The organism is Leifsonia sp. 10L418 (assembly GCF_056395445.1).
Genome location: NZ_JBFTJN010000001.1, coordinates 192,875 through 205,637, shown reverse-complemented (window position 1 = coordinate 205,637; position 12,763 = coordinate 192,875). Strand labels below are relative to the sequence as shown.

Annotated in this window: 12 protein-coding genes; 8 read left to right on the top strand and 4 right to left on the bottom strand. The window is 64.0% G+C overall.

Going from position 1 to position 12,763, the window contains the following annotated elements:
* The first annotated feature begins 45 nt into the window (after positions 1-45).
* Positions 46-1,032 (top strand): type II asparaginase, encoded by a 987-nt coding sequence (locus tag AC1DCF_RS00930; protein ID WP_477209378.1) that lies wholly within the window; start codon positions 46-48, stop codon positions 1,030-1,032.
* Positions 1,033-1,395: 363 nt separating this feature from the next.
* On the opposite strand, the gene AC1DCF_RS00925 is transcribed toward AC1DCF_RS00930, so the two are convergent.
* Positions 1,396-1,485, bottom strand: a complete 90-nt coding sequence (locus AC1DCF_RS00925; protein ID WP_477209377.1) for a universal stress protein — start codon at positions 1,483-1,485, stop codon at positions 1,396-1,398.
* A gap of 139 nt (positions 1,486-1,624) precedes the next feature.
* Between AC1DCF_RS00925 and mgtA the strand changes: the two genes are divergently transcribed.
* On the top strand, positions 1,625-4,321 hold the full coding sequence (mgtA, locus tag AC1DCF_RS00920) for a magnesium-translocating P-type ATPase (RefSeq protein WP_477209376.1): 2,697 nt from the start codon (positions 1,625-1,627) through the stop codon (positions 4,319-4,321).
* On the opposite strand, the gene AC1DCF_RS00915 is transcribed toward mgtA, so the two are convergent.
* From AC1DCF_RS00915 to AC1DCF_RS00905, 3 genes are all read right to left on the bottom strand, one after another.
* The gene (locus AC1DCF_RS00915) at positions 4,298-4,843 is read right to left on the bottom strand and encodes a flavodoxin family protein (protein WP_477209375.1); all 546 of its coding nucleotides are present in this window, start codon (positions 4,841-4,843) and stop codon (positions 4,298-4,300) included. The genes mgtA and AC1DCF_RS00915 overlap by 24 nt on opposite strands.
* 275 nt (positions 4,844-5,118) lie before the next feature.
* Positions 5,119-6,774 carry an ABC1 kinase family protein gene (locus AC1DCF_RS00910; RefSeq protein WP_477209374.1) on the bottom strand — a complete coding sequence of 552 codons (1,656 nt, stop codon included), beginning with the start codon at positions 6,772-6,774 and terminating at the stop codon, positions 5,119-5,121.
* 140 nt (positions 6,775-6,914) lie between these two features.
* A complete protein-coding gene (locus AC1DCF_RS00905; RefSeq protein WP_477209373.1) occupies positions 6,915-7,373 on the bottom strand; it encodes a hypothetical protein in 459 nt (152 codons plus the stop codon).
* A gap of 214 nt (positions 7,374-7,587) precedes the next feature.
* Here AC1DCF_RS00905 and AC1DCF_RS00900 point away from each other — a divergent pair, with 214 nt between their 5' ends.
* The 6 genes from AC1DCF_RS00900 to AC1DCF_RS00875 all read left to right on the top strand — a co-directional run bounded on the left by AC1DCF_RS00900 (position 7,588) and on the right by AC1DCF_RS00875 (position 12,724).
* Complete coding sequence (locus tag AC1DCF_RS00900) at positions 7,588-8,619, top strand: alpha/beta fold hydrolase (protein ID WP_477209372.1); 1,032 nt, start codon at positions 7,588-7,590, stop codon at positions 8,617-8,619.
* A gap of 249 nt (positions 8,620-8,868) precedes the next feature.
* Positions 8,869-9,354, top strand: a complete 486-nt coding sequence (locus tag AC1DCF_RS00895; protein WP_477209371.1) for a hotdog fold thioesterase — start codon at positions 8,869-8,871, stop codon at positions 9,352-9,354.
* Positions 9,355-9,487: 133 nt separating this feature from the next.
* Positions 9,488-9,892 carry a TOBE domain-containing protein gene (locus AC1DCF_RS00890; protein ID WP_477209370.1) on the top strand — a complete coding sequence of 135 codons (405 nt, stop codon included), beginning with the start codon at positions 9,488-9,490 and terminating at the stop codon, positions 9,890-9,892.
* A complete protein-coding gene (gene modA / locus AC1DCF_RS00885; protein WP_477209369.1) occupies positions 9,889-10,716 on the top strand; it encodes a molybdate ABC transporter substrate-binding protein in 828 nt (275 codons plus the stop codon). The genes AC1DCF_RS00890 and modA overlap by 4 nt, the downstream gene beginning before the upstream one ends.
* Positions 10,717-10,871: 155 nt before the next feature.
* Positions 10,872-11,627 (top strand): ABC transporter permease, encoded by a 756-nt coding sequence (locus AC1DCF_RS00880; RefSeq protein ID WP_477209812.1) that lies wholly within the window; start codon positions 10,872-10,874, stop codon positions 11,625-11,627.
* Positions 11,624-12,724 carry a sulfate/molybdate ABC transporter ATP-binding protein gene (locus AC1DCF_RS00875; protein ID WP_477209368.1) on the top strand — a complete coding sequence of 367 codons (1,101 nt, stop codon included), beginning with the start codon at positions 11,624-11,626 and terminating at the stop codon, positions 12,722-12,724. The genes AC1DCF_RS00880 and AC1DCF_RS00875 overlap by 4 nt, the downstream gene beginning before the upstream one ends.
* Positions 12,725-12,763 lie beyond the last annotated feature (39 nt).

The following is a 12,763-nucleotide window of genomic DNA, read 5'->3' as shown; positions in this document are numbered from 1 at the left end:
GATAGCGGGGGAGATCAAGTCGCCCGCGAGTTGACAGGAGTTTCGATGTCCAGAGTGCACATTCTTGCGACGGGCGGAACGATAGCGGGCACGGCTCCGTCCCCTGTCGATCCGGGATACCGCTCGGGCGGACTGGGCGTCAACGCGTTGATCGATGGCGTGCACGGCCTCCGGAGTGTGGCCGCACTGACGGGCGAACAGTTTTCCCAAGTGGGCAGTCAGGACATGAATGACGGTCTGTGGCTCAAGCTCGCAGCGAGAATTAACGCGCTCTTCTCGGCGAATGAGGCCGACGGTATTGTCATCACCCATGGCACGGATACCGCCGAGGAGACGGGGTTCTTTCTCCATCTGGTCGTGAAGTCGGAGCGCCCGGTTGTGCTCACAGGGTCGATGCGTCCTGCCACTTCGTTGAGTCCGGATGGTCCACTCAATTTGTTCAACGCGGTGAGCGTGGCGGCGGATCCACAAGCTCGGGGGCGCGGCGCTATCGTCGCCATCAATGACGATCTCCATAGCGCGCGGGACGTCACGAAGTCGAGCACCACCGATGTGCAGACGTTCGTTTCTCCTGGCCCGGGATTACTGGGGACCGCAAGCTATGGTCGCATTCGCTATTTCCGTTACCCCATGCATCCACATACCACCGACTCTGAGTTCTCCGTGGACGGCGGAGTCGCCCTGCCTCGCGTGGATATTTTGCACGCTCACGCCAACATGCCGGCGGATCTGGTGCGTGCAAGCGCCTCTCTCGGTGCCCAGGGAATTGTCGTCGCGGGGGTGGGGAACGGAAACGTCCCCACGGATGTGGCGCAGGCCCTGGCCGACGTTGCCAGCAGTGGCGTGATCGTTGTTCGCAGTTCGCGCGTCAGCAGCGGCGATGTCGGGCGCAACATCGAGCTGGACGATGACGGTTTGGGGCTCGTGGCGTCGGACCAGCTCAATCCACAGAAGAGCCGCGTGCTTCTCCAGCTCTGTCTAGCGCGTGGCTTACAGCGCGGTCATATTCAAGACGCGTTCTACCGTTACTAGGCAGGAATCCGAGGGGCAAGTTGGAGCCTCGGATGATCGCGGGCGTGTGCGAGGCGGTTCGATGGACCAGCTCACTGAGTTCTTCGGACGCGCATTGTGAAAGGCACCGCAGGATTCCCTGTCGGGGGACTCGGGCTAGTCCTGGCTGCGGTGGGCAGTGGCTTCGGCCGGTCAGCCGGGGGTGCCTGTGGCTGCGGTCACCCTGGGCCTTCAAAACCAGGATGCTCGCGCCGGGAGAAGATGCCGCAATCCTCCTCGGTGCAGTGATCACTGTGGTGATCTCGGCAATAGCGACCGGTTTCGCTGCCCGTAGTGCTGCACTTCGGGCTCACTAGTCGTCAACCGCTCCGGACCGTGGTGGAGCTATGACCGGACGACGAGAGTGGGCGCGGGAATGTCCCGGAGCACTGCATGGCTGGTCGATCCGAGTGCGAATCGGCCGATTCCGCGCAATCCGTGGTTTCCCGATAACCAACTCAGTCGCGTTCTTCGCGGCGTCGATCAGGGCTTCGGAGATCAGCGAATGTGACGGTCAGAATCATCGGCACGGCGTACGATCAGTGTTCCTACCTTGGGACGGAGGCTTCACCTGTTGCCTGACGCGCAGATTCAAGGTTCGATCGCTGCCGCGGCGCGGCAACCCGTGGAGCAGGTCGTGCACCAACTGGAATCGGGGGAGGGTGGCCTCAGCCAATCGGTCGCCGCGGAACGGCTTGCCACGTTCGGCCCGAACGCAGTTCGCACGCACAAGGCCAAGGCATTGTCGGTATTGGGCCGTCAACTCAAGAGTCCCATACTGATCCTTTTGATCATCACCGCCGGGTTGTCGCTGTTTCTGGGGGACGTGGCGAACTCGATCGTGATCGGCGTGATCCTCATCGCCAGCATCGGGCTTGGGTTCGTCAATGAGTTCCGCGCGGAACGGGCGGCAGAATCACTGCATTCGCGGGTGACACACCGGGTGGTGGTGGTCCGGGATGCCGTCCCGGTCGAGATCAACATCGTTGAACTTGTCCCGGGCGATGTCGTGCGCGTAAGTCTGGGCGCCATCGTTCCCGCAGACATCCGCCTGGTGCACAGCGACGATCTGCAGTGTGACGAGAGCATCCTGACCGGCGAAGCGCTGCCGGTGAGCAAGAGTCCTGAGCCCGTTGCCGAGGATTCGTCGCTGGGCGACTTGACCTCCTGTCTCCTGATGGGCACTGTCGTGCAATCCGGTTCGGGCACCGGTGTTGTGGTTGCCACCGCCGGGTTTGCCGAATTCGGTCGGATTGCATTGGGACTCGGCGAACGCCAACCGGAGACCGAATTCCAACTCGGGCTGAAGAAATTCTCGGTGCTCCTTCTCCAGGTGGCGATCGCTTTGACCTCCCTGATTTTCATCGCCAATCTGTTGCTTCACCGGCCGCTGATCGAATCGTTGCTGTTCTCCCTCGCAATCGCAGTCGGGATCACACCGCAGCTGCTTCCAGCCATCGTCAGCACGAGTCTCGCAACCGGTGCCCGCCAGTTGGCGCGCCACAAGGTGCTGGTGAAGCGACTGGTCTGCATCGAAGACCTGGGTGACATGGATGTGCTGGTCACCGACAAGACCGGCACCCTCACTGAGGGGCGCATCAGCTATACATCTGCTGAACCGATCAGCCCCGACCTGACCGGTGACGATCTTGCTCGTCTGGGACTCTTGGCCACGGAGATCGACTTCTCCCAGGGCGTCGTGTCGACGGTCGGCTCCAATCCGCTAGACGCCGCGCTGTGGGACTCGCCGGCGGGCGTTGCTTTCGTCGCCTCCGACTTCGAACGACTCGATATGATCCCCTTCGATCACCAACGCCGCATGACCAGTGCCCTGGTGCGCGAGAAAGGGGGAGCAGCCCGCCTGATCACCAAAGGCTCACCCGAAGACGTCCTGAGACGGTGCGTCGGCACGCCGCCCGAGGCGCAATCACTGCTCGACGCACAGTTCGATGCCGGTTCTCGCGTCATCGCCGTCGCGACGAGGGCGGCACCCGATCTCTCGGCCATCACACCAGCCGACGAACGAGACTTGGTTCTGGCCGGTTTTCTGATCTTTCTCGACCGGCCGAAGGCAGATGCGCGGACCTCGCTCGAGCGACTGTCTTCACTCGGCATCACGGTGAAGATCGCCACCGGCGACAACGCTCGCGTGGCCGAAAAAGTGTGTGTCGACCTCGGACTGGTGTCGGGCGGCACGCTGACGGGCACCGAGATCGACGCATTGTCAGATGTCGAACTCGGCATCGCCGCGCGCAACGCGAGCATTTTCGCCCGGGTCACACCCGAGCAGAAGGCGCGGCTCATTAGGCTCTTGCGTCAAAACGGCGGGGCCGTCGGCTTTCTCGGAGACGGTGTCAACGATGCCCTGGCGCTGCACTCTGCCGATATCGGAATCTCGGTGGACAGCGCCACCGATATCGCGAAGGATGCAGCGGACGTCGTACTCCTCGACAAAGATCTCGGAGTTCTCGCCGATGGAGTGATGGAGGGGCGCCGCATCTTCGCGAACACCATTAAGTACGTGCTGATGGGCACCTCGAGCAACTTCGGCAACATGTTCAGCGCGGCGGTGGCATCCGTCTTCTTGAGCTTCTTGCCCATGCTGCCCGGACAGATTCTCTTGAACAATCTGCTCTACGACGCCGGACAACTGGCGATTCCCGGCGACCGGGTCGACCCCGAGCAGCTCCGTGCGCCCTCGCATTGGGATATCGGGTTCATTCGGCGTTTCATGCTTCTGTTCGGACCGATCAGTTCCATCTTCGATTTTGCGACCTTCGGTTTGATGATCTTCGTCTTCGACGCCGTCCCCGGAGAGTTTCGGGCTGGCTGGTTCATCGAGTCGATCGCGACGCAGACCCTCATCATTTTCGCGATCAGAACCCGGCGCGTGCCTTTCTTTCGCAGCCGCCCGTCCACCGGCCTGATCGCGGCGTCGCTCGGCGTTGTGGCAATCGGGGTCTATCTTCCGCTCTCACCGCTGGCCGGGGTGCTGGGTTTCGACCCCCTTCCCGCGCCCTTCTTCCTGGCCGTGCTGGGGATGATCGTCATCTACCTGGTCGTCGTTGAGTTTGCGAAGCAGTGGTTCTTTGCCCAGGCCGCCCAGCAGCCGGCAGCGCTGCCGCGGCCGCGCAGTCACGTTCATCATGTCAGCCGGCGCGCGGCGCGATTTAGCGCAGCGCAGGCCGTCCGTTCCGCCGGGCAGGGCAGTAAGAGCGACGGTGTGGGCCGCGGAATACGAACCGGTTCAATGCGGAGGCCCCATCAGTGACGAAGCAATCCGTTGCCCCCACGCCTGAGCCCGGGCTCGCTCGCCTTCTTCGAGCGGCTCGTCTTTGGTTACGAGAAAACTCTCGCTGGGAACGACCTCGGTGTAGCCGTGCTTACTGAGCGCCTTGTGGATGGCATTCGACGCCGCGCCGCTGAGGATACGGGGGAAATCCGCGCGGGTATCGAATGCTGCACCACGCGCGCCAGTCGATTCCGCTAGCGACTCCAGCCACTCGCGCACGCCGATGCCCGGCGCCTCCGGCTCCAGAGTGAGGGTGCGATCGGCATCATCTGCCCATGTCACTGCTTCGGCCCGTGATTCTGGGCGGCTCATGCCGTGAATGTGGGTGGGGCCGCCAACGATCAGAACGTCGGCGCCCGCGGCGATGCTTTCGCCCGCCTCGTTGACATTGATCACCGTGACGGTGGTACCGGATGCTGCAGAGCGCAGCCCGTCGGCCAGCGCCTGGGCTACTTCGCGGGTCGTACCGAACATCGACTCGTAGACAATGACGGCTTTCATAATGCTGTCCTCTCTATCCTCTCTATCCTGCACTCATCTGTGCTGTCCTCTCTATCCTGCGCTCATCTGTGCTGTCCTCGGGAGCGGTGTCGCGAGTCGAAGCTGCCGCGTGCGCTCCATTCACATGTTGATCTCCAGCCTCTGCTTTGAGGATTGCGCGCGACAGGGCCAGAAGTCCCCCCACAGGGGCCAGGGCGACAGCGGCACCGATCTCCGACGGGCGCAGTGGGTGCCCCAGGTACACCGGTGCGCAGCTCCACCGGTACCTTCGTTCACTACGGGCGGCGTCGGTGGCGGCGTGCAGTTAGTGCGAGGTAAGCGCCGAGGGTGCTGACTGCGCCGAGTCCCGCGCTCATCAGCGGGCCGCCCCAGGCGCGCCACCGTGAATCGGATCTGGTGGTGAGTTGCCCGATTCCTCCGATGAGCGCGGAAACAATAGTCGCGGCGACCAATCTGTTCCCAATTCTTTCAAGCCGACCCACCAGCGGATCAAGCTCCGCGGCGTCGATATGGATCTCGATGCCATTCGGTCCGATCGAGTCGACCAAGGTTCGAAGTTTCTCGGGTAGGTCCAGCCCGATCGCGGCAAACTGACGGCCGACCTGGGCAGCTCTGGCCGCAATCGCCCGCGCTGAGAATTGCTCGGAAGCGAAACGTATTGCATACGGCCGGATCGCTACCCCGAGATTGAATGTGGGGTCCAGTCGCGCCCCCATGCCTTCGACCATGGACAGCATCCGCACGAGCATGACAAGCTGCGGGTCGAGCTGGAGTCTGTGGCGGCGTAGAACGGCCAGCAGCTCGACGATCAAAGGACCGATTTCCAGATCTCCCAACTCCTTTCCCTGGTACAGGGTCATGAAATGGGCAACGTCTCTCCGCAGCCGAGGGCGGTCGATTCGCGTGCCCGTCGATGTGAGCGGGATGAGGGCGAACGCGATCTGTTCCGGATCGTCCTTCGACAGAGCTGCTAAGAGGGCGACAAGGTGATCACGCAGCTCATTTCCGATTTCGCCAACCATGCCAAAATCGATCAGGCCGATCCGTCCATCGGCTTCGATGAACAGATTCCCCGGGTGAGGGTCTGCATGGAAGAAGCCGTCAACGAAGACCATTTGGGCGATGGCATCCACCGCCCGCGTGACGATCTGCGATCGAGAGATCCCTGCGCCATCGATCGCAGGGAGGTCGTCGACCTTGACCCCAGTGATCCGCTGCAAAGTGAGCACCCTCGACGTGGTGGTACTCCAGAAGACCCGGGGGATATGGATCTCGCTGCCGCGGAAGTTCTCGGCGAAACGTTCGGCGTTCCTCGCTTCCTTCAGATAATCGAGTTCGGCACGGATGGACGCGGCAAACTGGTCGACAAGACCGATGAGGTCATAGTCGGCGGCGTATTCCCATCGAGCTGTTGCCTGGGATGCGAGGTTCTGGAGGATCTCCAAGTCCTCGTGAATCTGCCCCAGTGCACCCGGTCGACGTACTTTCACCACAACCCTGGTTCCGTCGTTCAATACCGCGGCATGAGCCTGGCCGATCGAGGCGCTGGCCAGGGGTTTCTCATCGAACTCAGCGAACAACTCCCCGGCGGAGGCCCCGAGCTCCGCTCTAATCACCTCAAGCACGACCGCGCTGGGCACCGGTGGGGCACCATCCTGCAGCTTGGAGAGCTCGACGACATACTCAGGCGGGAGCAGGTCGGACCTGGTCGACAGCAGTTGTCCCAGCTTGATGAACGTCGGACCGAGTTCCTCGAGCGCTGCGCGCACGTGCTCGGGATGCGCCACGTGGGTTGCGGCGTGGCCGGGAGCTGCGTCCACCGCAGCAATCCACCTCTCAAGCCCCAGCCCGCCGATGAGGAAACTCAGCCCATGCTTTGCCAGGATCCGAGCGACCTGACGATACCGGTCCATGTGGTTGAACGATGCCACGGACGTCCCCTCTCGTTGGACGGTTCGCTTCTGGCCACAGCCTATTCGGCTCGGAGGCGACCGTCACCAAAGCTCCTGAGCAGCCGTCACGGGCGTGCTGGACAGATCGTCGCGTCGCGATGAACGGCGGCTCTGGGGAATCAAGCGTTCTCGCGCCCGTGGTCCCGCCGCTGTCTGGGGTGCCAGGGGGAGACAAGTGCCGGCGCGATGCCCAGTAGCGCCAGCACGAGGACCAGCTCCAGCAGGCCGAGGCCGAAGTAGAGGCTCTGCAGCCACGAGTACGTCTCGATGATTGCCATTTCGACGAAAATCCAAATCAGCATCCCGAACCCGGCGACGGCACCCCACAGCATCGCCGAAGGGCGACGCGTCGACAGCGCGATCGCGGCCGTCAACTGCGTTCCACCGACGATGATTCCCAAAATGAGACCGGGCACGATGAAAGAGGTGAGCGGCGTCTTCGCCAGAAATTCCAGAGGGACGCCGATGCTCTCGGCGTTGAAGGCCAACACCGCACCGGCGAACGATGAGACCGCGCCGAAGAGCAACAACCCGAAGAGGACGCCGGACATGAGCCGAGTGGAGACGGAGGCAGCCATGGTCGCGGTCCTTCCTGTTAAGACGCAGTTTCGAATGGATGATTGCACTCTCCCACCAAATCGGGCCTGCGTAGAGTCGAGGGGGCGGAATGGCGGTCCAGTTGCGTCCCGGTGAAACGCGCGAGTTTGCATACGGCGATTCCTAGGACGAACTGGACAACGGACTTCGAACGGGTATCTGCAGATCCGCGGGACTTGCGATCAGAATGGAGGCGTGCAGCAGGACATCGCCCGAGTGACGACGACCGACGGCACCGACGTCGCGTATGCCTCGATCGGCGTTGGCCGGCCGGTCGTGTACGTCGCGGGCTGGCTCAGTCATCTGCAGCTGAGCTGGGATCTGCCTGAAGAGCGGGGGTTCTACGAGAGCCTGGCGCAGGGCTGCCGGCTCGTGCGCTACGACCGCGCCGGATGTGGGTTGTCGGCACCATTGACCCGGCCGCCGTCGATGGAATACGAGCTCGATCAGCTTGCCGCTGTCGTGGCGACGCTCGGTTCAGAGCCCTTCGACCTGGTCGGCACGTCTATGGGTGCGCTGGTCGCAGTGGCGTGGGCAGCGGCGCATCCGGACACCGTGCGTCGGCTGGTGCTTTACGGCGGCTGGGTGTCCGGCGCAGACATTTCCCCGCCCAGCGCGCGGGAACACGTCCTCGGACTGATCGAGTCGCATTGGGGGCTCGGCTCCGACGTGCTCACCGACATCTTCGCGCCCGACGCGGATGCCACGTCGCGCAAGGAATTCGGTCGCTACCAACGGGCCTGCTCGACCGCCGCCACGGCGCGGGCACTACTGGCGCTGAGCTACGAGCTCGACATCAGAGACCTTCTTCCTCAGGTGCACACCCCGACCTTGGTGGTGCACCGGGACCACGATCGAGCCGCTCCCCTCGAGCAGGCCACAGCGCTCGCGGACGGTATCGCCGGTGCGCAGCTCGTGGTGCTGCCCGGCCGCTCCCACCTGCCTTACGAGGGCGATGCGCACGTGCTCGTGGCGACGGTCCGGCGGTTCCTCGGCCTGCGCGCGGCGCGGCGCGGCGCCCGAATGCTGACGGCCCGCCAAGGCGAGGTTGCGGCGTTAGTAAGTGAGGGATGCACGAACCGCGAGATTGCCGCGCGTCTGGGCATCGACGAACGGTCCGCTGAAGGTCATGTCGAGCGGATCCGTCTGCGCCTGGGCTTTCGGTCGCGGGCCCAGATTGCTGCGTGGTATGCCGCCGAGCGGGATCGGCCAGGAGCGGCGAACTGAGGTAGTTCTACGCCTGACCGCGCGGATGGCGTCGTGCACGCTGGTGACATGAACAAAATCTTCACCAGTACCTCCTCCTCTGCGACCGGGTTCGAGCTGCACGCCGGCCGCGGCCGGTTCAACGCCGCGTTCTTCCGGGTGATGGACCAACACATATAGACCCATACATCGAGTGGCAAAGCACCCGCCGTCGCCATCACGATTCCCCAGAGCTACCGCCGCAAAATCGCTACACGAAAGGATTTCACAATGTCCACCCCATCGATCTGGAACGGCCAGGTGCCGCTGAGCGTTCTCAAGAACATGAGCAGAGGCAGCCTCATCGAGACGCTCGGAATTGAAGTCACCGAGATCATGCCCGATTCCCTGCATGGCCGGATGCCCGTCGATGCACGCACGACGCAGCCCGCCGGTGTGCTCCACGGCGGTGCGTCCGTCGCATTCGCGGAGACGCTCACGTCGACAGCAGGATTTCTCTCCGTCGATCGAGACCGTTTCCATGTAGTCGGAATGGAGATCAACGCCAACCACCTCCGTCCGGTGGCGGACGGATGGGTGACGGGAGTCGCTCGTCCGATCCATCGCGGCGAACGAGTCCACGTCTGGGAGGTGCGGATCTCCGACGGGCAGGAGCGACTTGTTTCCATCTCGCGGTGCACGCTCGCGGTGATTGAGAAACCGAGCGCATACACGACACCCGAGTCGCGGTCGCGAACCCCTCACGGCTCAGCGTGAGGTCGCGCCCGATCATCCCTCACCAGGGCTACTTGTCCTGACGCGGCGCACCCTCCAGGCGAGGGTGTGCGTCCGGCAGATACGGTCTTCTTGACCCTATTGCAACCGCGAATGCGGTGCTACCGTGCGTCCTATGACGCAGTTCAGAGTCAGTGAAGCCGCTCGGTTGCTCGGAGTCAGCGACGACACCGTTCGTCGTTGGGTGACCGCTGGCACGCTCGAGTCGGTCAGAGACGGGGCCGGCCGCCAGGTCATCGCCGGCGCAGAGCTGGCGGCCCGTGCGCGGGCCATCGCCGTGCTGCCCGAGGACCCGGGCGGCACGGAGAGCAGTGCTCGCAACCGTTTCGTCGGGCTGGTGACTGAGATCATCCTCGACACCGTCATGGCACAAGTCGAACTTCAATGCGGGCCCCACCGGATCGTCTCCTTGATGTCCAGCGAAGCGGTGCGGGACCTCGGGCTGGAGGTCGGTTCACTCGCCGTCGCTGTCGTGAAGGCCACGATGGTCATCGTCGAGGTACCGCGGGAGCAGCAGTGATCCGCGGCCTGAAATCTCGGAGCCTGAAACAGCGAAGCCTCGCCGGACTCGCCGCGATCTCGGTACTCGTTCTGATCAGCGGCTGCAGCAGCACCGCGGCGGATTCCGGGGCTGCAGCACCGTCGATGCCAGCCGCCGAAGCGCTCAGCGGGGACCTGGTGATATTCGCCGCCGCCTCCCTCACCGCCTCCTTCAACGAACTCGCTGCGGAATTCGCCGCCGAGAACCCGGCCGTGACCATCACGCCGATCGTCTATGACGGTTCGTCCACCCTGGCCACCCAGCTGAAAGAGGGCGCGAGCGCCGACGTCTTCGCTTCCGCCGACGAGCAGACGATGGCGGATGTCGCCGCGGCCGGCTTGATCACGGGCACGTCATCAAGCTTCGCCACGAACACCTTGCAAATTGCGGTGCAACCGGGCAACCCACGGGGTGTCACCGGCCTCGCCGATCTGGCGCGTCCAGGTCTCCTTGTTGTGCTCTGTGCGCCGGAGGTTCCCTGTGGTGCGGCATCGCAGAAACTTCTCGGTCTTGAGGGCATCGCTGTGACGCCGGTGAGTGAGGAGCAAAACGTGAAGGCCGTGCTGACCAATGTCAGTACCGGAGAAGCCGATGCTGGGCTCGTTTACACCACCGATGTCAAGGCAGCGGCCGGTTCAGTGGACGGTGTCGTGATCGACGGCGCCGACCGCGCGATCAACAGCTACGCAATCGGGGTGCCGTCGAGCGCAGAGAATCCGGCCGTGGCAAAGGCCTTCGTCAGCTGGGTGTTATCAGCGCCAGCACAGGCGATCCTGGCGCGCTTCGGTTTCGGGCCCCCGTGACCCGCACCGAGTCCGGCGCTGTGACCGGCGCTGCGACCAGCGCTGTGCCCCCCACGCCGGGGCCCCGCGCTCAGCGGTCCCGCACGCAGCGGCCCCGCTCACCGAGGCCTCGCACTCCGAGCGGGAGGATCCCGAGGTCGTTGAGCGTCATCGCGATGATTGGCCTGGTTCTGCTCATCCTCCCGATCATTGGGCTGTTCAGTCGAGTCGACTGGGCGGGGTTTCCGGCCGCGGTCACCTCACCTGATGCCCTCGAAGCCCTCGGGTTGTCCCTGCGCACGGCAACTGCTGCAACAGTGGTTTGCCTGGTTCTGGGGATTCCGCTTGCGTTGCTCATTGCACGCAGCGGGCCCCTGCTCGCCGGGGTGCTCCGGGCTCTGACGACCCTCCCGCTCGTCCTGCCGCCACTGGTCGGCGGTATTGCCCTGCTCTATCTCCTGGGGCGCAACGGCCTGATCGGGAGCTCCCTGGCCCTCGGGCTGGGCATCCGCATTCCCTTTACCACGAGTGCGGTCGTGATCGCACAGTCATTCGTCGCGCTGCCGTTTCTCGTGATCACCCTGGAAGCGACGCTGCGCGCAATCGGAACCCGATTTGAAACCGTGGGTGCGACGCTCGGCGCCTCCCGGTGGATGGTGTTCTGGCGGATTACGCTTCCGTTGGCAATGCCGGGGCTCGTCGCCGGAACCGTGCTGTGCTTCGCCAGAGCGTTGGGCGAGTTCGGCGCGACGGCATTGTTCGCGGGCAACGCGGCCGGGGTCACGCGCACCATGCCGCTGGCGATTTACACAGCGTTCAACGGCGCCGGCGTCACACAGGAGTCGGCCATCGCTCTGTCGGTTCTCCTCGTGGCCGTCGCCATCGTCATCCTGTTCTTCATGCGCAGTTGGCGAACGGATGCGCCCCGGTGAGCGTCGTGCTCGAGGCTCAGCTCCTCGTGCGGCGCGGTGATTTCATCCTCGACGCGGCAATTCACGTCGAATCAGGGGAAGTCCTTGCGCTCCTCGGACCGAACGGGTCGGGAAAAACGACATTGCTCGCCGCACTTGCCGGGCTGATTCTTCCGGACGCCGGCACTGTGACGGTCTCGGGGCGTCTCCTGACCCGGGTCAGCGAAGGGACCCGGCCGGTGTCGGTCGTTCCTGAACGCCGAGCAGTCGGGCTGCTCGGCCAGGAGGCGCTGCTCTTCCCGCACTTGGATGCGCGAGACAACGTCGCATTCGGTCAGCGGGCGCACGGCCAAACTCGCTCCATAGCCCGGCAGGATGCAATCGACTGGCTGGCTGCGGTGGGATTGAAGGGACTGGAGGAGAAGAAGCCGACCGAACTCTCCGGCGGGCAACAGCAACGCGTCGCGCTCGCGCGCGCTTTGGCTGCGCGTCCCGACCTACTGCTTCTGGACGAACCGATGGCCGCCCTCGATGTGCAAACGGCGGCCCGCATGCGTCAGCTGTTGGCTGAGCGGCTGGCCGAACGCACGATCGCGACTCTGCTGGTCACCCACGATGTGCTCGACGCGATCGTGTTGGCCGACCGCATTGCCATCCTCCACGATGGAAAGATCATCGACGCCGGTCCGACGGCACGGGTGCTGGGCGAGCCGCGCAACCAGTTCACGGCGGCGTTGGCCGGGATCAATTTGCTGAACGGTGTCGCAGAGCCTCCCGGCGTTCGGCTGCCGGACGGCCGCTGCTTCATCGGATCTGCCGACGCAGCTGTGTTGCCTGCCGCCGGCGCGGACGTTGCGCTCGTTTTCCGCCCGGCGGCGGTCAGTGCGTCGCTCACCGAGCCGCATCCGTTCGACTCAACCGGTCAGCACACCAACTGCTGGGAGGCGACCATCTTCTCGCTGGAGTCCGGCATCGGGGGAGTCCGGATCCGCATGGTTGAAGACCCGCACCTCGTCGTGGAGTTGACACCAGCCAGAGTGGCCGAACTCGGCCTGCGCGCGGGGGTGCACGTCTGGCTGTCCGTTGCGGCCGACGATGTCGTGCTTTTCTCCCGCTGAGGTTGTCGACGAACTCAAAGCTCGCATTTTCGGGCAGCG

Excerpts from the sequence above, each read along its gene's own strand:
- AC1DCF_RS00930 (WP_477209378.1), top strand. The coding sequence starts at position 46 with ATGTCCAGAGTGCACATTCTTGCGACGGGCGGAACGATAGCGGGCACG.
- AC1DCF_RS00880 (WP_477209812.1), top strand. The coding sequence starts at position 10,872 with ATGATTGGCCTGGTTCTGCTCATCCTCCCGATCATTGGGCTGTTCAGT.
- AC1DCF_RS00905 (WP_477209373.1), bottom strand. The coding sequence starts at position 7,373 with ATGGCTGCCTCCGTCTCCACTCGGCTCATGTCCGGCGTCCTCTTCGGG.
- AC1DCF_RS00890 (WP_477209370.1), top strand. The coding sequence starts at position 9,488 with ATGACGCAGTTCAGAGTCAGTGAAGCCGCTCGGTTGCTCGGAGTCAGC.
- AC1DCF_RS00915 (WP_477209375.1), bottom strand. The coding sequence starts at position 4,843 with ATGAAAGCCGTCATTGTCTACGAGTCGATGTTCGGTACGACCCGCGAA.
- AC1DCF_RS00895 (WP_477209371.1), top strand. The coding sequence starts at position 8,869 with ATGTCCACCCCATCGATCTGGAACGGCCAGGTGCCGCTGAGCGTTCTC.